The 24,153-nt window shown below is 40.1% G+C and carries 20 protein-coding genes and 3 pseudogenes; 21 read left to right on the top strand and 2 right to left on the bottom strand.

Features of this window, described 5'->3' with window-relative positions; all coding sequences use genetic code 11:
- Positions 1-66: 66 nt before the first annotated feature.
- Positions 67-2,697 (top strand): SLBB domain-containing protein, encoded by a 2,631-nt coding sequence (locus INR79_RS00970; protein ID WP_223095612.1) that lies wholly within the window; start codon positions 67-69, stop codon positions 2,695-2,697.
- A gap of 75 nt (positions 2,698-2,772) precedes the next feature.
- Positions 2,773-3,756 carry a Wzz/FepE/Etk N-terminal domain-containing protein gene (locus INR79_RS00975; protein WP_223095614.1) on the top strand — a complete coding sequence of 328 codons (984 nt, stop codon included), beginning with the start codon at positions 2,773-2,775 and terminating at the stop codon, positions 3,754-3,756.
- 30 nt (positions 3,757-3,786) lie between these two features.
- On the opposite strand, the pseudogene INR79_RS00980 reads toward INR79_RS00975, so the two are convergent.
- Positions 3,787-4,164 (bottom strand): annotated as a pseudogene (locus INR79_RS00980) (IS630 family transposase); the annotation flags it as partial.
- Positions 4,165-4,257: 93 nt separating this feature from the next.
- Between INR79_RS00980 and INR79_RS00985 the strand changes: the two are divergent.
- Positions 4,258-5,020: pseudogene (locus tag INR79_RS00985) on the top strand (IS5 family transposase).
- Positions 5,021-5,053: 33 nt separating this feature from the next.
- Here the strand turns inward: INR79_RS00985 and INR79_RS00990 are convergent.
- Positions 5,054-5,704 (bottom strand): annotated as a pseudogene (locus INR79_RS00990) (IS630 family transposase); the annotation flags it as partial.
- 109 nt (positions 5,705-5,813) lie between these two features.
- On the opposite strand from INR79_RS00990, the gene wecB reads away from it, so the two are divergent.
- The 18 genes from wecB to INR79_RS01080 are packed head-to-tail and all read left to right on the top strand — an operon-like array spanning position 5,814 to position 24,143.
- Positions 5,814-6,938 (top strand): non-hydrolyzing UDP-N-acetylglucosamine 2-epimerase, encoded by a 1,125-nt coding sequence (gene wecB, locus INR79_RS00995; RefSeq protein WP_223095616.1) that lies wholly within the window; start codon positions 5,814-5,816, stop codon positions 6,936-6,938.
- A gap of 17 nt (positions 6,939-6,955) precedes the next feature.
- Complete coding sequence (wecC, locus tag INR79_RS01000) at positions 6,956-8,215, top strand: UDP-N-acetyl-D-mannosamine dehydrogenase (protein WP_223095618.1); 1,260 nt, start codon at positions 6,956-6,958, stop codon at positions 8,213-8,215.
- Positions 8,216-8,242: 27 nt separating this feature from the next.
- Positions 8,243-9,256 (top strand): UDP-N-acetylglucosamine 4,6-dehydratase (inverting), encoded by a 1,014-nt coding sequence (gene pseB / locus INR79_RS01005; protein WP_223095620.1) that lies wholly within the window; start codon positions 8,243-8,245, stop codon positions 9,254-9,256.
- Positions 9,257-9,264: 8 nt separating this feature from the next.
- Positions 9,265-10,425, top strand: coding sequence for a UDP-4-amino-4,6-dideoxy-N-acetyl-beta-L-altrosamine transaminase (pseC, locus tag INR79_RS01010; protein ID WP_410482889.1), 1,161 nt, complete (start codon positions 9,265-9,267; stop codon positions 10,423-10,425).
- Positions 10,426-10,427: 2 nt separating this feature from the next.
- Positions 10,428-11,120 (top strand): pseudaminic acid cytidylyltransferase, encoded by a 693-nt coding sequence (gene pseF, locus INR79_RS01015; RefSeq protein ID WP_223096932.1) that lies wholly within the window; start codon positions 10,428-10,430, stop codon positions 11,118-11,120.
- Positions 11,117-12,205 carry a UDP-2,4-diacetamido-2,4,6-trideoxy-beta-L-altropyranose hydrolase gene (pseG, locus tag INR79_RS01020; RefSeq protein WP_223095624.1) on the top strand — a complete coding sequence of 363 codons (1,089 nt, stop codon included), beginning with the start codon at positions 11,117-11,119 and terminating at the stop codon, positions 12,203-12,205. The genes pseF and pseG overlap by 4 nt, the downstream gene beginning before the upstream one ends.
- Positions 12,202-12,855: a formyltransferase family protein gene (locus tag INR79_RS01025; RefSeq protein WP_223095626.1), complete on the top strand. Its 654-nt coding sequence runs from the start codon at positions 12,202-12,204 to the stop codon at positions 12,853-12,855. Before pseG ends, INR79_RS01025 begins: the two co-directional genes overlap by 4 nt.
- Positions 12,842-13,537, top strand: coding sequence for a hypothetical protein (locus INR79_RS01030; protein WP_223095628.1), 696 nt, complete (start codon positions 12,842-12,844; stop codon positions 13,535-13,537). Before INR79_RS01025 ends, INR79_RS01030 begins: the two co-directional genes overlap by 14 nt.
- Position 13,538: 1 nt before the next feature.
- Positions 13,539-14,594, top strand: a complete 1,056-nt coding sequence (pseI, locus tag INR79_RS01035; RefSeq protein WP_223095630.1) for a pseudaminic acid synthase — start codon at positions 13,539-13,541, stop codon at positions 14,592-14,594.
- Entirely contained in the window at positions 14,584-15,255 is a 672-nt protein-coding gene (locus INR79_RS01040; protein WP_223095633.1) for a PIG-L deacetylase family protein, read from the top strand. Before pseI ends, INR79_RS01040 begins: the two co-directional genes overlap by 11 nt.
- On the top strand, positions 15,256-15,711 hold the full coding sequence (locus INR79_RS01045) for an acyltransferase (protein WP_223095635.1): 456 nt from the start codon (positions 15,256-15,258) through the stop codon (positions 15,709-15,711).
- A 22-nt stretch (positions 15,712-15,733) separates the two neighbouring features.
- On the top strand, positions 15,734-16,726 hold the full coding sequence (locus tag INR79_RS01050; protein ID WP_223095637.1) for a glycosyltransferase family 4 protein: 993 nt from the start codon (positions 15,734-15,736) through the stop codon (positions 16,724-16,726).
- Positions 16,713-17,492 (top strand): hypothetical protein, encoded by a 780-nt coding sequence (locus INR79_RS01055; RefSeq protein ID WP_223095639.1) that lies wholly within the window; start codon positions 16,713-16,715, stop codon positions 17,490-17,492. Before INR79_RS01050 ends, INR79_RS01055 begins: the two co-directional genes overlap by 14 nt.
- A gap of 10 nt (positions 17,493-17,502) precedes the next feature.
- Positions 17,503-18,786, top strand: a complete 1,284-nt coding sequence (locus tag INR79_RS01060) for a hypothetical protein (protein ID WP_223095641.1) — start codon at positions 17,503-17,505, stop codon at positions 18,784-18,786.
- Positions 18,767-19,693 (top strand): hypothetical protein, encoded by a 927-nt coding sequence (locus tag INR79_RS01065; protein WP_223095643.1) that lies wholly within the window; start codon positions 18,767-18,769, stop codon positions 19,691-19,693. Before INR79_RS01060 ends, INR79_RS01065 begins: the two co-directional genes overlap by 20 nt.
- Positions 19,680-20,891, top strand: coding sequence for a hypothetical protein (locus INR79_RS01070; protein WP_223095645.1), 1,212 nt, complete (start codon positions 19,680-19,682; stop codon positions 20,889-20,891). Before INR79_RS01065 ends, INR79_RS01070 begins: the two co-directional genes overlap by 14 nt.
- Positions 20,869-22,029: a Gfo/Idh/MocA family protein gene (locus INR79_RS01075; RefSeq protein ID WP_223095647.1), complete on the top strand. Its 1,161-nt coding sequence runs from the start codon at positions 20,869-20,871 to the stop codon at positions 22,027-22,029. Before INR79_RS01070 ends, INR79_RS01075 begins: the two co-directional genes overlap by 23 nt.
- A complete protein-coding gene (locus INR79_RS01080; RefSeq protein WP_223095649.1) occupies positions 22,026-24,143 on the top strand; it encodes a bi-domain-containing oxidoreductase in 2,118 nt (705 codons plus the stop codon). Before INR79_RS01075 ends, INR79_RS01080 begins: the two co-directional genes overlap by 4 nt.
- Positions 24,144-24,153 lie beyond the last annotated feature (10 nt).

Below are 24,153 nucleotides of genomic sequence, written 5' to 3' on the forward strand. Positions count from 1 at the left end.
CAAATAAAATAAATGACTTTTTGCTCGCGATATTAGTATCTGTGAGCTTTCAACAGTGACGTAAGTATGAAAAACTCCCTCAAAACTCGATTCTTAGCTCTGTGTATATCAACCGTGAGCTTTAGCGGGATCGCAGCATCACCAACAGCAGCCCAAGTGGCTCAATTTAAGAGTTTGCCTAAAGCACAACAAGAGCAATTGGCCCGTCATTACGGTATTGACTTAAATGCGCTTCCTGGTAATGGGGAAACGGTTTCCCATGACGTACAAGAAATGACTAATGCTCCAGAAAGAGTAACGCAGAAGATTCGTACTACTGAAACTGATGCTAAGCTTGAAGCCAACTTAGATAACGATGAACTCAAAGCATTTGGATACGATGTTCTACTTGGTGAGTCTCAAGGCTTTACGGCTATAGATAATATTCCAGTACCGCTCGACTACATAGTGGAGTCTGGTGACGAGTTAAAAGTGCAACTTTACGGGAAAAATAACCAAGAGTTTCGCTTAAAAGTTGACAGAGAAGGAAAGGTCTATTTTCCAGAGTTTGGTCCAGTAGCGGTATCTGGCCAGTCCTTTGCTCAAATTAGAGAACAAATAAAACAGCTGGTAGAACAAAAAGTACTGGGCGTAGATGTCGTTGTGACCATGGGCAACATGCGAACTATGCAGGTTTACATCGTTGGTGAAACATCGCAGCCTGGTGCATACAATGTCAACGGTCTTACAACGATGACACAGGCGCTTGTTGCCAGCGGCGGTATAAAAGAAACCGGAAGTTTAAGGAACATTCAGCTAAAACGCAAAGGCGAAATCGTTGCAACATTAGACCTTTATGCACTCCTTATGGATGGCGATACATCGTCAGATGTACGCCTTCGTGCCGGTGATACACTCTTTATTCCAACTAAGTCGTCTACGGTTGCAGTTGATGGACAGGTTTTAAGACCTGCTACCTATGAGCTTTCTGGTTCTACATCTTTAGAAAACGTATTATCGTTATCCGGTGGTATGCTGCCTCAAGCATATCTTTCAAAGATAAGTGTTCGTAGACAAACAGCTAGTGGTCAAGAGCAATTTACACTCGACATTACACAATCCTCAGGTCTTAATTTTATGGTTAAGTCAGGAGATGAAATTGAGGTTGCCACTTCCTCCAATATTCTTCAAGGTGCCGTCGCTATTCGTGGTGAAGTAGTCAGGCAAGGAGCCATTGCATATAAAAAGGGGATGAGAGTCTCAGATGTGATCGGCTCCGTAGAAAATGATCTCAAACTCAACGCTGATCTTGAATATGCGCTTATCGTCCGAGAAATCAACGCTAACAGAGATATCGAAGTTCTTCAGTTTAACCTTAGTCAAGTTATAAAAAATAGAAGATCTAAAGAGAACTTGAGACTGAAAGAACGAGACCAAATCTTTGTCTTCGATAACGGTTTAGAGATTGGATACTGGTACGACACCCAAAAGAACAAAAAAGTCCAGACTAAAAAGGGGGGGGGCGAAAAGCATCAAGAAATGATTGATGTTGAGACGGGAGCGGTTGTTATCAATGACAGCGTGAATGAAATAAACGTTCAAGAAGCGGATACGATCGCGAATGCAGACAACATCAAACAATCAAGTCGTGAACAGTTGCTCAATCCAATAATCGAGCGACTGAAGGCGCAATCAAGTTTTGAAGAACCAGCCAAGCTAGTTGAAATTTCAGGGGCAGTAAAGTTTCCAGGTACGTATCCTTTACCTTCAGGTGAAACGCTCAACAAACTACTTGAAGCAGCAGGTGGTTTGAGTGAAAGAGCTTACTTGACACAAGCTGAGGTCACTCGTAGTCAACGTACTGGTGAAAGTTTTGAGTCCCGCCACATTCCATTTTCATTGCGCGATGTTCTAGCTGGAAACTCAAATCTCGAACTAAAAGCACAAGATCATATCGTAATTAAAACTCAGCCAAACTGGCAGCAAGATATGGTAATCGAGCTTCAAGGCGAAGTCGTATTTCCTGGAAAGTATAGTTTTCAGCGTGGTGAAACATTGAGTGATGTGATTAACCGTGCTGGTGGTTTAACGGAATATGCTTATGCAAAGGGTGCTGTGTTCAGCCGTGTAAGACTTAAGCGGCAGGAGCAAGAGCGATTGAGGTTGCTTAATATGCAGCTTAAGCAAGAGATCGGTAATCTTGCACTTAGAAGGCAAAATTCATCCGCAACTTATACAACCCCGCCTGCACAGGCAATGGAGATTGCAGAAGAGCTTTCTAAAACTGAAGCGGTAGGGCGACTTGTAATCAATTTGCCTGAAGCGATGGAAGAAGACCCAATATCGGATGTAATGCTTGAAAAAGGCGATAAGCTGTACATTCCAGCGAAAAATCCTACGATCAGTATTATGGGTGAAGTTCAATACGCTTCGAACCACACTTTCCGTCCAAGCATGACAGTGGAAGAGTATTTGCAATCAGCTGGTGGTACCAAAAAACAGGCGGATACAGACCGTATCTACATAGTAAGAGCGGACGGCTCAGTAATGCTACCAAATAATTCATTCTGGTTTAGTCGAAAAGATAAACCTCTAGCACCAGGTGACACCATCATAGTACCGATTGATACGGACTACCTAGATGGGTTAAGCACACTTACTTCAGCAACTCAGATTCTTTATCAAATTGGTGTGGCTTGGAAAGCTGTCTCAGATTAATCATCGATTCCAAACTTTTTTCAAAATATGTATTTGGAGCATGATTAATTTCGCGCTCTATTTTTAGGTAACCCTATGAATCAACAATTACCGCCAAATCAACCGTATCCTCGATATTACCCCCAACCACCAGTCGCTGAAAATGATGAAATTGATTTAAGAGAACTTTTTTCTGCGTTGTGGAAAGGGAAGTGGATAATTATTCTATTCACCGTTGTATTTGCTGGTGGCGGTGTGTTTTATGCGCTTTCACAGCCCAATACTTACAAAGCAACCACGGTTTTGGCTGCTACCAGTGACAGTGGAAAGGGAGGGATGGCCGCAATGGCTAGTCAATTTGGTGGTTTGGCTTCTTTAGCGGGTATCAACCTAGGGGGGGGCGAAACCGATAATAAAGCCATGGCACTTGCGGTACTGCATTCTCGCCAATTTATTAATGCGTTCATCCATAAGCACGATTTGTTGGTGCCATTAATGGCTTCAACACGATGGCATAAAGCCAGCGGTGAGCTTGAATTGAACCCAGAGTTATATGATGTCATATCTAGTCAATGGATCCGAGAGGTATCCGCCGGACAATCGGCGATTCCGACGGATTGGGAAGCACATAAAGCGTTTAAAGCGATCCTTTCCAGCTCAGAAGATAAGAACACGGGGTTAGTTAGTATATCTATTACCCATTACTCTCCAATAATCGCTCAGCAGTGGGTTAACAGGTTAGTGTTAGACTTAAATACTTGGATGAAAGAAAAATCTCTGACTGAAACAAAACGAAATATTGGATATTTGGAGCAACAGTTAGGCAAAACCAATTTATCTGATATGAGAACTGTGTTTTTCCAATTAATTGAAGAGCAAACCAAAAATTTGATGTTGGCAGAAGTGGAAACCGAATTTGCTTTTAAAACCATAGATCCAGCTGTAGTACCAGAAGAAAAAGCTGGACCAAAGCGAGTTTTCATATACGTATTAGCCACTTTAGTTGGTGGCATGTTTGGCGCTTTGGTAGTTCTAGTTCTTCATTTCACTAAAGGAACTTGTTCTAGGGAAGCAACTTAAATACGCATATTTTCAAAGGGCTATACACAATCAACTTGAAGGTGCCGGCTTGAGCACCTGAAAATTATCATTGATTCGAGAGGTCAGTGAGCCTGCGATCTCCGGAAGAGTCACTGTAAAAAATTGGTCGATGGCTGCCTTAAAGTCACGTTTATTTTTGAAGTAAACGTTATTTCTCGACTTCTCGTTCATTACCTTCCATAGCCTTTCTATAGGATTAAGATTAGGGCTATAAGGTGGAAGATAATGAAGGCTGATATTTAGGATGAGCGCTGCATCTCTGACCAAATCACTACGATGATATCTTGCTCCATCTAAGATGATATAAAGCTTGTGCTATAATGGATAACTCTCTCTTAAATGGCAGAAAAAGCGAACGATGTTTTCACTATTAATACCTTCGTAATTGCTAGGGCGTGTTGATCTTTTGTGGGTGTTTTTTGAACAGCATGGTAAAGAGTTATAATTTGCTTCGACAAAAGTAAAACCATAACCAATACCATGCCAAGAACAATGCTAACTGATATTCGATGGGAACTGCTACTCCAAGTTATGAAAAGTACAGGTCGTATTTAAGATAAAACTGAACATCGAATGACATTTGAAGGAATACTTTATCTTATGAGGACAGGTATTCCTTGGCGAGATCTACCCTCTGAGTTCTGAGAGTGAAGTACCGTTTACAGACGATTTAATCTTTGGTCAAAGAAAGGAATTTTAGATAAGCTTTTCAAAGTCTTATCTAGTATGGCTGATTTTGAATGGGTCTTTCTTGATGGCTCTATAGTTCGAGCGCATCAGCATAGCACAGGTACAGCTACTGAAAGCTCAGAGCAAATAGGAAAAAAGTCGCGGGGGCAACTCAACCAAAGTTCACTTAGCTGTGGATGGTGGTGGTCTGCCGATTTGCTTTGATTTATCAGAAGGACAACGCCACGATATAGTGCATGCCGAAAGCTTAGTTGAACAACTCGATGAAGTTAATACCATCGTTTGTGATAAAGGGTATGAGAGCGAACCTTTCCGTACTTTTGTTAAGGAACGTGGCGGAGAAACGGTAATTGCTAAACGCAATTACGGACAAGATATAGACAAAGACAGTATGGATTGGTGTCTATACAAGTATCGTCACTTGGTCGAAAATGCCTTTGGGAGAATTAAGCATTATCGAGCAATTTCAAGTAGATATGACGAGCTAGAAAGGAATTATGCCAGCATGTTATCGCTGGCATTCATGTTAATGTGGCTACCGATGTATTGTTGAGCATGAAATGTGCAGCAAAGATCAACACGACCTAATAGTGGTCGCTCCTATATCCGATAGGTTCAGCGCACCAACAAGATTCAGTCGGCTACGATTCCCTGTCGTTTCCTACACTTTATCTTGACCTGTCCGTATCCAACCATGTGAGATTTTCGTCGAAAGAGTTGGATGAACAGCATCAATAAAGATTATCGACTCATCCTTACCACAGCTCGCTTTAAGGGCTTCATAATCTTCAATAAACGCTTGCTGTTTACCCTCATCAAACTTGTGAGGAATCCCCTTAGGTTGCTTGTAGCTGAAGTCGTTGTGATGAAGCCATTTATTCATGCTAGGAACACTGTAGTGAACCCGATAACGTTCCAGTACATAAGCCACAATGTCGTGTGAATGGTGGTATGTATTTTCAGTTAGATACTGAACCAACTCTAGGGTTTGATGAGCAGACAGATAACCTTGTGAGCCGCCCTTTTCAGACTTGAGCTTGTTCGATTGCAGGTAATCTTTGATATGTTGTCGAACAGTGGATTCATGAGTAAGAAGTGCATCAGCAATTTCCTCGGGACTCCAACCATTACTCGCGTGGATAACTGCTTTTATACGGTCACGAACTCGTGCACCACGAGTCGTTCTATGTTGGGTTTTGAGTTCTTGCTTCTGTTGATTGGTCAGAGTAATTTTCATTGCTGCTAGCATGATCCTCTATTCGAAGAAAATCAAGCACCTTTAATGATCACGGGTATATAAAGATATATTCTGTTAGTCCTCCCAAATAGTAAATAGTGGTAACTCCATGTCTAAAAAGAAAGTTTTAAGTGTTTTTGGCACGAGACCTGAAGCAATAAAGATGGCACCTTTGGTTCATGCTTTATCTGATGATAAAAGATTTGAAGCAAAGTGTTGTGTAACGGCTCAACATCGAGAGATGCTAGACCAAGTGCTTGAACTATTTGAAATCAAGCCAGATTATGACCTGGACTTAATGAGAGCTGGGCAATCACTAAACGATGTTACGGCACAAATTTTATTAGAATTAAAATCAGTATTACAAGAGTTTAAACCGGATGTAGTATTAGTTCATGGTGATACAGCAACAACATTTTCAGCGAGCCTTGCTGCATATTATGAGCAAATTCCTGTTGGTCATGTAGAGGCTGGATTAAGAACAGGAAATATCTACTCTCCTTGGCCAGAGGAAGCAAACAGAAAGTTGACGGGAGCGCTAACTCAATATCACTTTGCCCCTACAGAGACTTCACAAAACAACTTGTTGAAAGAAAACTTTGATGAAGAGAACATCTCAGTGACAGGGAATACTGTTATTGATGCTCTTTTGATGGTCAAAGAAAAAATCGATAATAATGATACCCTTCAGCAGCACCTATCTGAGCAATTTCCATTTCTTCACGAAGATAAAAAGTTGGTACTCGTTACTGGGCATAGAAGAGAAAGTTTTGGTGGTGGTTTTGAGCGTATTTGTGAAGCGTTAGCCCATACTGCGCAGAAGCATCCAGAAGCTCAAATCGTTTATCCAATGCACTTGAACCCTAATGTACGTGAGCCTGTCAATCGAATTCTTGCAGGAATAAGCAATATACATTTGATTGAGCCTCAACAATACTTGCCATTTATTTACTTAATGAATAGATCTCATATTATTCTTACCGACTCGGGCGGTATCCAAGAAGAAGCTCCTTCTTTAGGAAAGCCCGTATTGGTTATGAGAGATACAACAGAGCGTCCAGAAGCGGTAGAGGCAGGTACGGTCAAATTGGTTGGTACCAATGTAGATCGAATCGTTAAAGGTTTAACGACTTTGCTTCAAAATGAGCAGGCGTATAAGGAAATGAGCTTTGCGCATAACCCTTACGGTGATGGAAAAGCATGCCAACGAATTCTAGATGTTCTAGCAAAATAATTTAACGAGAAGTATATATGTCTTTTGAAACGATATCAGTTGTAGGTTTGGGCTACATTGGTCTGCCAACTGCAGCAATGTTCGCATCACGCAAAAAAAAGGTCATTGGTGTTGATGTTAACCAACATGCTGTCGACACTATCAATCAAGGTAAAATTCATATCGTAGAGCCAGAGCTTGATATGATCGTAAATGCTGCAGTCAAAGAGGGCTATCTAAAAGCGGTGACAACTCCAGAAGCAGCGGATGCGTTTCTCATTGCGGTTCCAACTCCCTTCTTACCTTGTAAAGAAGGTGAAGTCCCTGCTCCTGATCTTTCCTATATTGAAGCTGCAAGTAAGGCAATTGCTCCTGTCTTGAAGAAAGGTGATTTAGTTATACTAGAATCGACTTCACCAGTTGGTGCAACAGAGCAAATGGCTGAGTGGTTATCTAAAGCTCGAGAAGATCTTACGTTCCCACAGACCCACGGTGAAGATGCAGACATTAATATCGCACATTGTCCCGAACGTGTATTACCGGGCCATGTAGTGAGAGAGTTAGTTGAAAATGACCGCGTTATTGGCGGTCTTACACCTAAATGCTCACAACGATCAGTTGAATTGTACCAAACATTTGTTCAAGGCGAATGTGTTGTCACCAACGCACGAACAGCAGAAATGGCGAAGTTGACCGAAAACAGCTCTCGTGATGTTCAAATTGCATTTGCAAATGAGCTTTCTGTTATCTGTGATAAGTTAGATATCAATGTGTGGGAGTTGATTGCACTGGCAAACCGTCACCCTCGAGTGAATATCCTTCAACCAGGTCCAGGTGTTGGTGGCCACTGTATTGCTGTTGATCCATGGTTTATCGTTTCAAAAACACCAGCAGAAGCTCAGATTATTCATACGGCACGTAAAGTTAATGACAGCAAGCCTGGTTGGGTTGTCGATAAGACCAAAATGGCTATTGCAGACTTCCTGCAAGAGAATGCTGATAAAACGACAAAAGATATTACAATAGCCTGTTATGGTTTGGCTTTTAAGCCTAATATTGATGATTTACGAGAAAGTCCTGCTTTGGATATCACTAAAAGCTTATCGCAGGTGCATTCGGGGACGGTTGTAGCTGTTGAACCTAATATAACGGAGTTGGACCTAGAAAATGTAGATTTAGTTGATATAAATGAAGCATTAGCGATAGCAGATATTCATGTCTTACTTGTCGATCATAATAAATTCATTATGCTAAAACCTAGCTTGAGATACCTAGTTGATACAAAAGGTATCTGGTAAATAGATAACCGAATTAGAGAAATTTAAATGTTAAATAATAAAGTAGTATTAATTACGGGCGGAACAGGCTCATTTGGTAAGCAATTTATTAAGACAATACTAGAGCGTTACCAGAATGTTAAGAAGATCATAATTTTATCTCGTGATGAGCTCAAACAGTTTGAACTCAAGCAAAAGTACCCGTCAAAAGATTTCCCACAATTACGTTTCTTTATTGGTGATGTCCGTGACCGCAACCGAATGGTACAAGCATGTGAAGGCGTTGATGTAATTATACATGCGGCTGCGATTAAGCAAGTTGATACAGCTGAGTACAACCCAACAGAGTGTATACGCACAAACGTAGATGGAGCAGAAAATGTGATTAATGCTGCTTTAACTTGTGGCGTTAAGGATGTTGTAGCGCTTTCTACAGACAAAGCTTGTGCTCCAATTAACCTTTATGGTGCGACTAAGCTTGCGTCAGACAAATTGTTCACTGCGGCTAACAATATTAAAGGTTCGAAAGATATTCGTTTTAGTGTTGTGAGATATGGTAATGTGATGGGTTCTCGTGGTTCGGTAATCCCATTCTTTTTAGGTAAGCGCACGGAAGGTGTATTACCAATCACTCATAAAGAGATGACTCGTTTCAATATTTCTCTTCAAGATGGTGTGAATATGGTTATGTATGCTTTAGAGAACCACCTCGGTGGGGAAATCTTTATCCCCAAAATTCCATCTTATAAGATTCTTGATATTGCTGAAGCTGTTGCGCCAGGTGTACCGATAAAAGTGGTTGGCATCCGTCCTGGTGAGAAACTTCATGAAGAGATGATTACTGATACCGATTCTTTAAACACAATAGATCTTGGTCGTTATTACGCCATCCTTCCGTCAGTGTCGTTTACCTACACTGAAGAACAATATATTGATCATCATAAAGCGGAAAAGGTCCCATTTGGTTTTAAGTATAACTCAGGAACCAACACTGAATGGGAAACCATTGAAGGCTTGCGTGAACTGATTAAAGAGCACGTTGAACCAAACTTTACAGTGTGAGATGCAAAGTGATCCCTTACGGCAAACAAGATATTACACAGCAAGACATTGATAGTGTAGTTGATGTTTTAAAGTCTAATTTTCTCACTCAGGGCCCACAGGTGCCTGAGTTTGAAAAGTCGCTAACTGAACATACAGGTGCTAAGTATGCACTTACAGTCAATAGTGCGACATCAGCTTTGCACATCGCTTGCTTAGCTTTAGGGCTAGGTGATCGAGACTTTTTGTGGACAACGCCTGTGACTTTTGTGGCCTCTGCAAATTGCGGCCTTTATTGTGGTGCTAAAGTTGATTTTGTTGATATTGACCCAGCAACTTATAACATGTGTCCTACGCGCCTTGAAGAGAAGCTAATCAAAGCAAAAGCTGAAGGTAGGTTACCGAAAGTGGTTGTCCCAGTGCATTTATGTGGACAGCCATGTGATATGGCTGCGATTGGTAAATTAGCTAATGAGTACGGTTTTAAAGTCATTGAAGATGCTTCACACGCTATTGGTGGTCGATACCATGATGAGCCGATTGGAAATTGCATCTACTCTGATATTACGGTATTTAGTTTCCACCCCGTAAAAATAGTAACGACTGCCGAAGGCGGTGCTGCTGTTACTAACGACAAAGTGCTTGCCGATAAAATGGCGCTTCTGCGCAGTCATGGTATAACGCGTGATACCGAGAAAATGGTTGGTGAAAGCCATGGAGGTTGGTACTACCAGCAGGTCGATCTTGGTTTTAACTATCGTATGACTGAGCTTCAAGCGGCGCTTGGTATTACTCAAATGCAGCGTCTTAATGAATTTGTTGCTGCTCGCCATCGATTGGCTGCGCGCTACTACGAAAAATTGGCAAGCTTGCCGGTGGTGCTTCCTCATCAACTTGAGAACACCTACTCGGGTCTGCACCTATACGTCATCAGGTTAAAACTCGATGAAATTAAGTTGTCGCATCGTGAGGTGTTCGACGCACTCCGTGCAAATGGAATTGGTGTGAACTTACACTATATTCCGGTGCATACTCAGCCTTACTATCAAGCGAAAGGTCACCGACTTGGTGACTACCCAGAATCTGAGCGTTACTACCAAGAAGCCATTTCCCTTCCTATGTTCCATGCCATGACCGAACTACAGCAAGATGAGGTTGTTCAGGTCTTGACGAAAATCTTAGTGGAGTAATGATGAGAATAGCCGTTATCCCAGCTCGAGGTGGCAGTAAAAGGATCCCTCGAAAGAACATTAAACTGTTTCATGGTAAGCCTATTATTGCGTACTCGATTGAAGCGGCATTGGGCGCAGGTTGCTTTGATAGAGTGGTTGTATCTACTGATGACCAGGAGATCGCTGATGTTGCCCGAGATCACGGCGCTGAAGTTCCTTTTATTCGAACTCCGGAGCTGGCCGATGATTTCACGGGGACTAATGCGGTAGTTGCAGATGTCCTGCGTAGGCTCAATATCTCTGATGGTGAGGTTTGTTGTATCTATGCAACCGCGCCGTTTGTGACTTCTAAAACGTTAAATCGTGGACTGAGCACCTTGACAAAAAGCGGCGGCGATTATGCAGTGACAGTGACGTCCTTTCCTTTTCCTATTCAGCGAGCTGCCAGGGTAAATGATGCAGAGATGTTGGAGCTGAATGAGCCCGAACATCGAATGACACGTTCTCAAGATTTACCAGAGATGTTTCACGATGCCGGACAAGTGTATTGGGGTACGGCACAAGCATTTCTGCAGGATGCTCCCCTTTTTTCGGGCACCACTTCTCCTATAGTGCTACCGAGACACTTTGTGCAAGACATAGATACGCTAGAAGATTGGGTTAGAGCGGAGTCAATGTACCATGTGCTTCACTCACAGGGAGCATTTGAGTGAATATTTTCATTCGAGCTGATTCAGGTGTAGAAATCGGTACAGGCCACGTAATGCGGTGTCTGACGCTCGCTAGGGCGCTCAGAGCGGCAGGGCATACGATTGTTTTTGTCTGTAAAGATCATGATGGAAACATTGTTCGCCATCTAGAGAATGAAGAGTTTACAGTACGGCTACTCCCTGTCGATAGTAAAAACGAACGGGGCACTCTCGATCACTCAAAATGGTTAGGTGGCTCTCAACAAGTTGATGCAAGACAAACCATTGCAATGAGCCAGCAATATTTCGAGAAAGCCCCGGATTTGGTGATTGTTGACCATTACGGTATCGACAGAGAGTGGCACAAGGTAGTTAAAGCGCACTCTGACGCAACGAAGATTTTTGTTATTGATGATTTAGCAGATAGAGACCACGAGTGTGACTATCTTTTAGATCAGACATTTATGCGTTTAAATTCGGATTATTCCTCGCTTGTTCCTAAGCATTGCCAATTAATGCTAGGCACTCAATTTGCGTTGCTCAGGTCTGAGTTTGCTTTATTTAGCTCTGAAGCTAGAGATGTTCGTCGTTTGGGCTTTGATGAGGCAGCAAAGCGTATTCTCGTGATGATGGGTGGGACTGATCACCTAAATGTGACGGCGACGGTGTTAAATGCCATACAGCCGGAATCTTCAATTTCAAAAATCACCGTGGTGTTAGGTCCTACTGCACCTCATCGTGAGGCGATAGAGCAGACATTTGGATCCGATAGTCGCGTAGAGATTCTTTCTGGTGTGTCTAATGTTGCTGAGCTAATGCTAGAGCATGACGTGTGCTTTGGCGCAGCGGGGACGGCTTCTTGGGAGCGTTGCGCAATGGGTCTTCCAAGTATATTGGTTGCTTTTGCGAGCAATCAAAAGACTATCTTGTCGATGCTCAACCAATTTGGTGCGATTTCTGTTTTTGAACTCACTGATCAACCAGAGGACATAAAAGAACTATTACATCAGACCTTTGATACGAACACATACAGTAAAATGGTCGCAAGCTGTTTTAAAGTGAGTGATGGGCTTGGTACTCAACGCGTGGTAGGAGTTTTAACGCAATGAACAACATAAACACAGTCAATGTATTGGTTGATAATGACTCGTGGATACTCCCGTATGCAGTACAGTTGGTGACGACTTGCAAAGAGATGGGACTGGACGTAACTTTTGCACGCAATCAGCATCAGTTGGTTCAAAGTGATGTCAGTTTTTTTATTGGTTGTACTCAATTGGTGAGTCCGGAAAATCTGAAAAAAAGTGCGCTGAGTCTCGTCGTGCATGAAAGTGCCCTTCCAGAAGGTAAAGGCTTTGCACCGGTAGCATGGCAGATCATTGAAGGGAAACATGATATCCCCATTTGTTTGATAGAAGCATCAGAAGCTGCAGACAGTGGGGATATTTGGCTTCAAGACAACTTTTCACTTACTGGAAATGAGTTGTACCATGAGTGGAGAGCTAAGCAAGGGCAAGCCACACTCGCTCTGTGCATCAAGTTTCTAAATGACTCTCAGAGCATTACTCCTATCAAACAGCATGGCGTGGAATCTTTTTACGCCCGACGTACTCCTCTCGATAGTGAGTTGTCGATTGAGAAAACGCTAGAGCAACAGTTTGATCTATTACGAACTGTTGATAATGATAATTTTCCTGCGTTCTTTCACCATCGCGGGAAAAAATACAAAATCGAGATTTCAGAATATGACGTCGAATAATTACCTTGTCGCCACCATAAAACCTTGGAACATCGAACAATTTCAAAAAGTAAAAGATACGCTTCCTGGTAACTGGCATTTAGTTACCGATCAAACTGAGTTGACAGTAGAATTACTCGAGAAGTTAAACCCACGCTACATCTTCTTCCCTCATTGGAGTTGGATTGTACCAAGCGCAATACTTGAACGATGGGAGTGCGTTTGTTTCCACATGGCCGATGTTCCTTATGGGCGAGGTGGTAGTCCTTTACAAAACCTGATTGTAAGAGGGCACACCGAAACTAAGCTGAGTGCACTTAGGATGGTAAGTGAGTTAGATGCTGGTCCTGTTTATCGTAAACTTCCGCTTTCTTTGGAGGGGACGGCCCAAGACATTTTCCATCGAATGGCACCATTGATGCTTGAGCTGGCACGAGATATTGCCACTGATGAGCCAGAGCCGAAAGATCAAGAAGGTGAAGTCACCTTGTTTAAAAGACGGACGTCGGAGCAGAGTGTACTGCCAAGTGAAGGGGATATTAACAACGTATATGACCATATTCGCATGTTAGATGCCGAAACCTATCCGATGGCGTTTTTGGAGCATGGTGATTTTCGTTTAGAATTCAGTCAAGCAGAGATAGATGAACACGGTCAATTGCACGCTCGTGTGAGTATCATGAAGAGTAATTTGAGTAAGTAATATGAAAGAAATTAAAATTGAAGGGCGCACCATTGGCCCAAACAGCAAGCCCTACATCATTGCTGAGTTATCTGCAAACCATAACGGTTCGATCGATAGAGCGTTTGAAACAATAGAGATGGCGAAGCGTGCAGGTGCAGACGCTATAAAACTACAAACTTATACTCCTGATACTATGACCATCGACTGTGACAAACCGGACTTTCAGGTAGAAGGTGGTCTTTGGGACGGATATAAACTCTACGATTTGTATCAATGGGCGCATACTCCTTTCGAGTGGCATAAAGCGATGTTTGAGAAAGCGAGAGAAGTAGGAATCACAGTTTTCTCTACCCCATTTGATGAAACAGCTGTGGATTTGCTGGAAGAGCTCGATGCGCCAGCTTATAAGATTGCATCATTTGAACTCACCGATTTACCGTTGATCAAGCGTGTTGCTCAAACAGGCAAGCCAATGATTATGTCTACTGGTATGGCCAACTACAAAGAGATCGCTGAGGCTGTGAGCACGGCACGAGATAATGGATGCCAAGAGTTGGTTGTTTTGCATTGCATTAGTGGGTACCCGTCACCCGTTGATCAAGCCAACCTTGCGACCATTCCAGATATCGCTAAAGAGTTTGATTGTGTTGTTGGACTCTCTGACCACACATTAGGAACAGCTGTCTCAGTTGCGTCGATTGTTATGGGGGCAAGCCTAATTGAAAAGCATGTCACTCTTAGCCGTGAAGATAAGGGGCCTGATTCTGAGTTCTCACTTGAGCCTGAGGAGCTGAAGACTTTGTGCTTGGATACTGAATCTGCTTGGAAAGCGATTGGTAAAGCAGGCTACGAGCGTAAGCCGGTTGAAGAAGCAAGTATGAAGTTTCGACGTTCCATTTACTTCGTAAAACCTTTGAAAGTGGGTGAAGAGATCACGCCAGAGCATATCCGAAGAGTACGCCCTGGGTACGGGTTACCTCCGAAGTACTTTGAGGAGCTCATCGGAAAGTCAGTCAAAGTGAATGTTGATTTTGGTGACGCGACCTCTTGGGAGAACATTGAACGTGGCGAGTAAAAACACGGTTCTTGTTGTTGCAGCACACTCTGACGATGAAGCGCTGGGGTGTGCTGGCACCATCGCTAAGCACATTGACAGCGGAGATGATGTATTCGTTGTTTTCATGACAGATGGCGTTACTGCAAGAGGAAGTGCTGATGGCAGTGATGAGCGCCATGAAGCCTCAGAGGCTGCATTGTCAGTACTTGGTGTTAAAAAAGCATTCAGGTTTAGCTTTCCCGATAACCAAATGGATAGCGTTCCTCTATTATCTGTGACAAAACAAGTTGAAGCAGTACTCGCTGAAGTCTCTCCGAATATTATCTATACCCATTTTGCTGGAGATCTAAATATTGATCACCAGATTACACACAAAGCAGTGATGACCGCCTGTCGCCCGCAAGCGTGGTGTAGTGTAAAGGAGATCTATTGTTTCGAAGTGTTATCTGCGACAGAGTGGAATTCAAAGAGTGCACCTCAGTTCTTGCCACAAAGGATAGTTGATATAACCAACCAAATTGACAGGAAGATAGATGCATTAAAATGTTATGAGCAGGAGATGAGACCTAGTCCTCATAGCCGATGTTATCGGAGTGTACTAGCTTTAGCTGAATATAGGGGATTGACACATGGATTGCCATATGCAGAAGCATTTTTTATCGAAAGGTGCGTAGCTTAAATGAAATTTTATTTGTTTGTAAAACCTATTCTTAAAATAAAGAGTTTTCTAAAGCTACTATACATAGGAATTAAAAGAGCCGAGATAAAATCTAAATTTGGAAAATATGATTGTCGGTATATTTCGCACGATTTTTACTATAAGTATCCGGAAAATATAACTCTTGGGGATAATGTCAGAATATCATTAGGTGTTTCAATTGGAGCTCATAGCTCTGTTGTAATTGGGAATGATGTTACGATATCACAAGGCGTAATTATTGAAACTGCTGGTCTGAATCGTCATTCTATTAAAAGAGAGCATAAATCTAAAGATATTTTTATCTCTGATGGTGTTTGGATTGGCGCTAATGCAATTATACTTGCCGGTGTTTCTATTGGTGAAAAAGCTATAATAGGTGCTGGCTCAGTGGTTCGAAATGACGTCGAAGCGGGAGAGGTTTTTACGAATGGCTAGGTATATAGTGTTGGTGCCTAGATTGGAAGAGACTGGTCCAGTAATAATTGCTAGGGAGATAGCGAAAGGGCTCAAAGCATCCGGAATGGATGTTGAGATAAAAACTCTTAATAAGACAATAACTGGTTCTAGCGAGGGCATACCGTGTAGTAGGTTTACTCTAAAAGATATTTTACAACTTAACAAAAGCGACATTGTTCACTCTCATACATTGAGACCTGATATTATATGCGGCTTGATTTCAATTTTCACCCAAGCTAAGACCGTCACAACAATACACAGTTTTTTTGAGCATGCTTTAGCTTTTGATTACGGGGTCTTTAAATCTAAAATATCATATTTACTATGGTCTTTCTTTGTTAATCGGATAGATAAAAGGGTATTCATTTCTAATGCGATGCAGAGATATTATAAATATAAGCTAAAGAATGAAAGTAGTTATGTAATTAGGAATTGGAGAAAGTCAGATTGCCAAATTATAAACCCAGATGAAAGATATATTGATTTCCTTAATAAAAATAAAAACAGGACTATTGTTGGGTTTTGTGGCTCTCTAGATGAAAGAAAAAATATCTTGAAACTTATTGAAAATATAAAAGGAGGTATGTGCCTAGTGATCATAGGTGATGGTCATTTAAAGAGCAATGTCTTGAATATGATTGAAGCAAAGGACAATATCATATATCTAGGCAGAAAAAATAATGCACATATGTACTTTTCCCAATTTGACGCGTTGGTATTACCTTCTTTCGCTGAAGGGATACCTACGGTCTGTATTGAGGCTGCAATGCACGGTGTTCCAAGTATTATGTCTAATATTGCAGTTCATAGGGAGTTGTCGAAAGATGGGATTGGAGTTACTTTCAATCATAAGAGCTTTAGTGATTTTAATGAGAAGCTATCACTCACAAAAAGTATGTCAAGAGATGCGATTAGAGATGTTTGGACCAATAAATATAATGGCAGCCTTGGAATTAAAAAATACAGGAGTTTGATTAAAAATGATAAAAACTAGAACTTTAAAAGAAAAATTAGTCTTCAAAGCAGTAAGGCTACCAATTCCTTGGTCAATTAGGAAAGCTATAAATAATATGATAGCTTTAAACTTTATAAAAAAAGGAGATTTGAATGGCAAAGCAAAAAATATTCTAAAGGAAGGGAACTATATAACTAACGTTGAAGATGAAGGAATAACAATCGATATAGATGGCATTTTAGAGAAAACGAAACAATTACCAATGCTAGATCAGTGGTCTAGAAGTGGACAGAAATATAGTTACTCAAATATACCTGAGAATGTTAATACAGCGCTAGTCGAAATGGACCATGAGCTACACCAAATTACAGATAAAATTGGTGAGCAAATTCGAAATCACCCTGCAGTTATCGATTACTTCGGTCGTACACCTAAAATTCAAAACAAACAGATTTGGTGGAGTTTCTCTGATAGGGAAGAAAGAGAAGCACAAATGTGGCATCGAGATATTGATAACATATTCTTCTTAAAGTGTTTTATCTATTTGACTGACGTCAATGAAAATTGTGGACCACACCATTACAGTGCAGGCTCACATAGAGTTAATAGACTTCTTTCATTTGGTCGTTTTACCGATGAAGACTTGGAAAAAAATGGTTTTCATGTTCCAGAAGTTGGTATTTTAGGTAATAAAGGAAGCATGATTTTTGAAGATACGTTTGGCTTACATAGAGGAAGCTCGCCAGTTAAAGGTAATGAACGTTGTATACTACAATATCAATTTGCGCTTGTAGAAAATCCATAAAGAGAGTCTGATGGCAACTATACTTGTAGACCATCCTCATCGAGAAATACCTGGCTTCTTGATGGTTGAGAAAAAAACTAAAGATATATCTTCGTTCTATTTTGACCATCAAGATCTTTATTACCCTGTGAGTGATGATTTCGATAGCTTATTTAAACGTTTTTCAAAAGATAAAGATTTTATTTTAACACCGTCTTTTAATGTAAAAAGAACACCAAACATAGCTTTGCGTAGCAAGATTAATAGACTACCTCTTATAGTTTATCACTCTGAACAATTTTATAATAAGTGCTTCAACGATGAAAAGCTTAACCTTTCTTTTTTAGATGACTATCTTAAAGATGTTCATTATCACCTTGTTTGGGGAGAGTACTATAAAAGGAAGCTTTTAGAAATAGGCGTAGATGCAAACAAAATTTATGTTGTTGGGAGTGTTAAAGACGAGCTTGCACAGTTTAAGCGAGCAAGTGCTTCGACAGCTCAAAGAAAGAAAAAATACGATTTCTTGTTTATAGCTAATTTCGTTCTAGCGGATTATAGTAAAGAAAAATTAGAGCATTTTAGAAAGGAGTTCAGCGTTGGTTCTGAGTGGGAGCCCGCAGACTATTTCTCATCATCAAGAGAAGGTATGTTGGCTCTCGTATCAAGGATATCTAGAGAGTATCCAGAAAAAAAAATACTTATTCGTAGGCATCCAGGAGAAAACAAATCGATATACGAGTCCTTCGCTCTTGAACATTCGAATGTATCATTGAGCCAAGATAATGCTTTGATAGAAGATGTTGAACATTCTGAGTACTCGATACTTCAAGATTCAACATCTATTTTTGAGTTAGAAAGCTATGGAGCAAACTGGATTTCTGTACAATTTGGTAATGGCGATAGTGAGTATACAGGAGAGCCGAAAGAACTATTTGATCTTCACACACAAGACGATTTCATGGTTCGACTGTCTCTGGGAGAGTTACATAAGATATCAGGTTCGTCAGTGCTTAGAGATAAAGGGGCAGACTTCTATGTAGACTCGAATCACTGTGCAGAGAAAGTGGCTAGCGCACTTCTTGAAATAACTAGTAAAAATCATCGCTTCAACTATAATATGCGCTTTTTAAAAGATTTGTCTCTGATGTTGTTGAAATTTTTTAGTTCTCGGTTTGCAGTGTTCTTAAATAGAATTGGATTTAACAATTATTTATATAATCGTCTGAAATCTAGCGAAAATACTTGGAAGCAAGGTGATCATATAATTAACAAAGTTAACATGGAACATTTTCGTGAAATTACTAAAGATTAGGAAAAAGGCATTAATCGATTGGTTGTTTCTGGTTTCTCTTTCCTTTGTTTTATCTATGCTATCAATAGGGTTGAAATACCCTATTGATTTAGAGACATATACTACTCTTTCATCTTTAAATTTATTAGATTCGATAAAGGTTTTTAATTTCATTGAGCTTGGTAGTTATATTTTTATTGCTTTAGTTCCGAAGGTATTAGGATTAAACCCAGAGTTCTACCTTGTATTTTTATCAATTAGCATAGCATTATATATAACATCTCGTATTGATAGTTTTGGAGGACGAGTAGCATTCATTTTCATGAGTTTAGGATTTTATGGTTCAAATCTTATGTTTAGTCAATATAAGATGCTTCTTTCAGTGTTTTTTTTCATTATTATCAATGAACATCTTTTTTCTTATAAGCGTGCTGGCTACTCAAAAATATTGTCTTTAGGTGGGTTTTTATTTCATACTCAATCTATTTTGTATACGATTGCTGCTTGGTTTAGACTACGATGGTTGGTTGTTTTTTCGATAGCTTTATTTTTCTTATTTAAGCCTTTGCTTTTTTCATTGTTACATTATTACCCTGATGTATATGTATTTAGCAAGGTCTATACCTATCTATCTTTTGAGGTGGATGGGCTGACATATTTTTCTTATATTAGACTTTTCCTATTCTTGTCGATTTTTTCTTTGTCTTCATTTTTCTGCAAGAAAGATTTTTATCTTAAATGTTATACTTTTTGCGTGTTGATTTCATTAGCGATGTGGCCATTCCCAATAATATCTGGCCGAATAGTTTCTATGGCTTTTATACTGGAAGCCTTGGTTGTTTACAAGGGTAGATCTGCTTTAATAAAGAACGTCTATTTAATATTTGCTGTGTTTATTACTGGAGTTCGGTATTTTGGACAGATATAAGATTTTAACGATTATAAAGCTTGCTATTACTGGCTTTAAGTTTGTCTTCTTTACTCTTATAGCTGGTATATATTCTGATACAGATGTCGCATTGGTTTTCTTTTTTCACTCTTGTATTGCAATATCTGTCCAATTTATGTCTTTTGATGCTTACATTCCATTTTTGCAAAAGTTTAGTCGTACGAAACATGCTTCATATAAACTATTTATCTTATTAAACCACGTCAAGTTGTTCCTCCTAAGAGCTATCCCATTCTTAGCGATGTATTATTTACTTTATATTACCCTTGGCGTTTATTTTCCTGATTACTTCTCTTACACTTACTTTTGTTTATTCTTAGTCATTTTGATTCTAGATGGGGTAATAAATGATATAGTAAGATATTTGCAAGTTGTAGATGTTTTTGGACAGCTCATAGTTCTCTCGCTAAGAAATTTGTTTCCTTACTTACTTTTCTTGGTTTTCTCTGAAAATATTGATGAATTGTTCACAAGTATTATTTTATTTTGTGTTTTTTCTATATTGTTTGGTGTTTTTAGGCTTTTGTCTCCTTTGAAAAGAGGCTTTGGTGATTTTTCTAGGTTTTTAAAGTCACGGAATATATCACTATTTAGAGGTAAAGGTTTTGGAAAGTACTTTTCAGTGGTTTTACTGAGAGGGAGCTATTATAATATGGACAGGTTTGTTTTTGCGTTTGTTATGCTTCCAAGTATGTATAGTCAGTATGCCTTCTATGCAGCTATAGGGCAAGTTTTTCATATGATGGTACAGACTATACAAATACAACCTTTGCTACCTTCATGGTTTGGTAGAGGAGAGCGTAACAATCTGACATATAGCTTTCTTTTTAAGAGCTTCTGGATGTCAGCCGCCTTCTGTTTAGTTTCTATTATTTGCCTTTTCGTCGTGAACAAGATTATGTCCTCACACGAACTTGATTACAACTCCTTACTCGTGCTTTTGGGATATTGTATAGGTTCTTGTATATTTACTCTGGGGGCTTACACTTATTGTAGGTTCTCTTTTTTAGGGCTGGTTTCATTCCACTTTTTTGGTATGCTGTCCTTTTTTATATCTTTGGTTTCTATTTATTTTTTTAGTAATTATTTTATATTCCCTTTGGTTTTTTATTCGGTGTTTTTTTTGGTTTATTTTTTGTATTTGAGGAAATTTCATGGATTATTTGTCAGCCAATAGATATTTTAAAATTAAAAAAGTTATTAGGTATTTAAGAATTTATGGGTTAAAGAGGACGATAATAAAAATACTAGGTCAGCTCTATTATGCTAAGCGTGATAATGGATGGTTTTATAAAGTTGCATCTCTTGTTTTTAAACGTTCAAAAAATAGTCGTCGTAATAAAATAGGTTTGATTGGCCTCGGTAATTTTTGTTTTACCACTATTTCTTATTATTTGGCTAGGAATTTTGGTAATACTATTGGTCCCGTTTATGACGTAGACAGTGATCGTTCGGATATTTTTATAAATGTTTATAAAGGTTCTGTAAAGGCTCACTCTATAGATGACGTTATAAATAACAAAGATGTTGACTTAGTCTTTATTGCTTCAAATCATGCATCGCATGCCCCTTACGCTGTTGACTGTTTAAATAGAGGTAAGTCAGTTCATATTGAAAAGCCACTAGCTGTGAACTTTGAGCAAGCTGAACTATTATTTAATGCAATTGAGTTAAACCCAAATAGCAAAATATTCACTGGCTTTAACCGACCTAACTCTTCATTGTTTTTTACATTACAAGATGAACTTCATAAACAATCTGGCTCTGTGATGATTAACTGGTTTATAGCAGGCCACGAAATAGAAGATGGACATTGGTATTTCGAGGAGAAAGAAGGTGGGCGAGTTTTGGGCAACTTATGCCATTGGTTAGACTTATCTCTCGAAATTGTTGGCTTAGGTAACGCTTTACCTTGTCGTATTAGCTCAGCTTCAAATCCAAATGATAACTCTAACTTCATAGTTAATTTGAATTTCGGTGACGGTTCTTCTGCTAGTCTAACTTTTTCTGCCAAAGGGCATACCTTCGAGGGTGTTAGAGAAAAGCTAAATGTTCACAAAGGTGACTGCCTTGCATATATTAATGATTTCGAAGAACTCGGCATAGATGTTATTGATAAAAAGAGAAGAATAACATTAGGAAAAAGGGATCATGGCCACGAGTTTAATATATTGAACTCAGCTAACATGGATACCCCTGTTAGTTTGGATTACATAAGAACTACAACCCTTCTATCTTTGTGTGCGAAGCAAGCCGTCGAAAACGGGACACAAATTATTTTAGAGAAAGATTTTTCTGTCAAGGAAATTAAATGAAACAAGTACTTCAAAATATCTCCAATGGAGAAACAAGCTTGGTAGACCTCCCTTGCCCTCAAAGTAAACAGGGCACAGTGCTAGTTAAAACCTCTAAAACTCTAGTTTCCTCTGGCACCGAACGAATGCTAATTGATTTTGGAAAGGCAAATCTTTTAGATAAGGCTAGGCAGCAGCCCGATAAAGTTAAAATGGTGCTTGGTAAGATCAAAACCGATGGTCTGATGCCAACTGTTGAAGCCGTTCGTTCAAAGTTGGATCAACCCCTTCCTCTTGGTTACTGTAATGTTGGTACCGTGCTTGATAATGGTGGTACAGGTTTTGAAGTCGGTACTCGTGTAGTTTCAAATGGCAATCATGCTGAAGTCGTTCGCGTAGCTAAAAACTTATGCGCCAAAGTGCCAGAAAACGTTGATGATGAATCGGCTGCATTTACGGTACTTGGCGCGATTGGCCTTCAAGGTGTCCGCCTAATTAATCCTACATTAGGCGAATGTGTCGTTGTGACGGGACTTGGATTAATTGGACTTATCACTGTTCAGTTACTCAAAGCTAATGGCTGTCGCGTACTGGGTATTGATTTTGACTCGTCGAAATGTGAGTTGGCTCGTCAACTTGGTGCAGAAACCGTCGATCTGTCAAAAAATGAAGATCCTATTAAGGTCGCTGAAGCTTTTTCTCGTGGACGTGGTGTTGATGGCGTTATTATTACCGCATCGACGAAAAGTAGTGAGCCTTTAAGCCAAGCAGCGACTATGTGTCGTCAACGTGGCAGAATCGTTCTTGTTGGTGTAATTGGGCAAGAAATTTCCCGCGCAGATTTCTTTGCTAAAGAACTCACATTCCAAGTATCGTGCTCGTATGGCCCTGGTCGATATGATACTGACTATGAAGATAAGGGTAATGATTATCCAGTAGGTTTTGTACGTTGGACGGAGCAAAGAAACTTTGAAGCGATCCTAGATATGATGGCTGAGGGAGTTTTAGACGTTAAGCCATTAATCACGCACCGTTTCACAATTGAAGATGCATTAGATGCTTATAAGTGTTTAGATGACGGAACGTCTTTGGGTATTGTGTTGGATTACCCAAATAATGATGTTGAGGTGCTGACAGCCCGCTCAGTTCAGTTAGACTCGACTCTTGTTAATTCTTCGACATCAGCAACCTGTGCTTTTATTGGTGCAGGTAACTATGCTTCTCGTGTCCTAATGCCAGCATTTAAAGGAGCCGGTGCTTCTCTAAATACCGTGGTCACTAGTGCAGGTATGAGTGCTATTCATCACGGTAAAAAGCAAGGTTTTGTCAAAGCATCAACGGACTATGCTGATGTACTGTCAGATGACGCCGTTGATACAGTGGTTATCGCAACCCAGCATAATTTACATGCTCAGCAAACTGTCGCTGCGTTAACAAATGGAAAACACGTATTCGTTGAGAAACCATTAGCATTAGTCGAGTCCGAAATTGATGAGATTGAATCTGCTTACAATAAAAGTGAAACTAAACCAAAATTAATGGTCGGCTATAATCGTCGTTTTGCTCCTCATATTGTAAAAATGAGAGAACTGTTGGCTTCTGTCAAGGGACCCAAAACGTTTATTATGACAATGAATGCTGGTGATATCCCTGCTGAACATTGGACTCAAGACCCTGCTATTGGCGGAGGTCGCATAATTGGCGAAGCTTGTCATTATATTGACCTCATGCGCCATTTAACAGGAAGTAAAATCACCGCCTTTAAGGCGGTGTGTTTAGGTGATACCCCTGGTATCGCTATTCGTGAAGACAAAGCAAGTATTACTCTTTCGTTTGAAGATGGATCTTTTGGCACTATTCACTACTTTGCTAATGGTGGCAAAGCATTCCCAAAAGAGCGTATTGAGGTGTTTGCTAATGACGCAGTATTACAACTTGATAACTTCAGGAAGCTGACTGGGTTTGGTTGGAGAGGGTTCTCTAAAATGAAACTATCGAGTCAAGATAAAGGCCAAAAACATTGCTCTAAAGCATTTGTTGAAAGTATCCAGAAAGGAGCTGCTTCACCAATTAGCTTCGATGAAATTATTGAAGTCGCGCGTATTTCATGTCAAGTGGCTGAGAGCCTGAGATAATACATTTGTA

Origin of the sequence: Vibrio sp. SCSIO 43132, from assembly GCF_019904195.1 — a bacterium.
In the GTDB taxonomy this organism is placed as follows: domain Bacteria; phylum Pseudomonadota; class Gammaproteobacteria; order Enterobacterales; family Vibrionaceae; genus Vibrio; species Vibrio nigripulchritudo.

Coding starts and splice junctions, on each gene's coding strand:
- INR79_RS01060 (WP_223095641.1), top strand. CDS start 17,503: ATGGCAACTATACTTGTAGACCATCCTCATCGAGAAATACCTGGCTTC.
- pseB (WP_223095620.1), top strand. CDS start 8,243: ATGTTAAATAATAAAGTAGTATTAATTACGGGCGGAACAGGCTCATTT.
- INR79_RS01030 (WP_223095628.1), top strand. CDS start 12,842: ATGACGTCGAATAATTACCTTGTCGCCACCATAAAACCTTGGAACATC.
- INR79_RS01025 (WP_223095626.1), top strand. CDS start 12,202: ATGAACAACATAAACACAGTCAATGTATTGGTTGATAATGACTCGTGG.
- wecB (WP_223095616.1), top strand. CDS start 5,814: ATGTCTAAAAAGAAAGTTTTAAGTGTTTTTGGCACGAGACCTGAAGCA.
- wecC (WP_223095618.1), top strand. CDS start 6,956: ATGTCTTTTGAAACGATATCAGTTGTAGGTTTGGGCTACATTGGTCTG.
- INR79_RS01075 (WP_223095647.1), top strand. CDS start 20,869: ATGGATTATTTGTCAGCCAATAGATATTTTAAAATTAAAAAAGTTATT.
- pseF (WP_223096932.1), top strand. CDS start 10,428: ATGAGAATAGCCGTTATCCCAGCTCGAGGTGGCAGTAAAAGGATCCCT.
- INR79_RS00975 (WP_223095614.1), top strand. CDS start 2,773: ATGAATCAACAATTACCGCCAAATCAACCGTATCCTCGATATTACCCC.
- pseI (WP_223095630.1), top strand. CDS start 13,539: ATGAAAGAAATTAAAATTGAAGGGCGCACCATTGGCCCAAACAGCAAG.
- INR79_RS01045 (WP_223095635.1), top strand. CDS start 15,256: ATGAAATTTTATTTGTTTGTAAAACCTATTCTTAAAATAAAGAGTTTT.
- INR79_RS00970 (WP_223095612.1), top strand. CDS start 67: ATGAAAAACTCCCTCAAAACTCGATTCTTAGCTCTGTGTATATCAACC.
- INR79_RS01055 (WP_223095639.1), top strand. CDS start 16,713: ATGATAAAAACTAGAACTTTAAAAGAAAAATTAGTCTTCAAAGCAGTA.
- INR79_RS01080 (WP_223095649.1), top strand. CDS start 22,026: ATGAAACAAGTACTTCAAAATATCTCCAATGGAGAAACAAGCTTGGTA.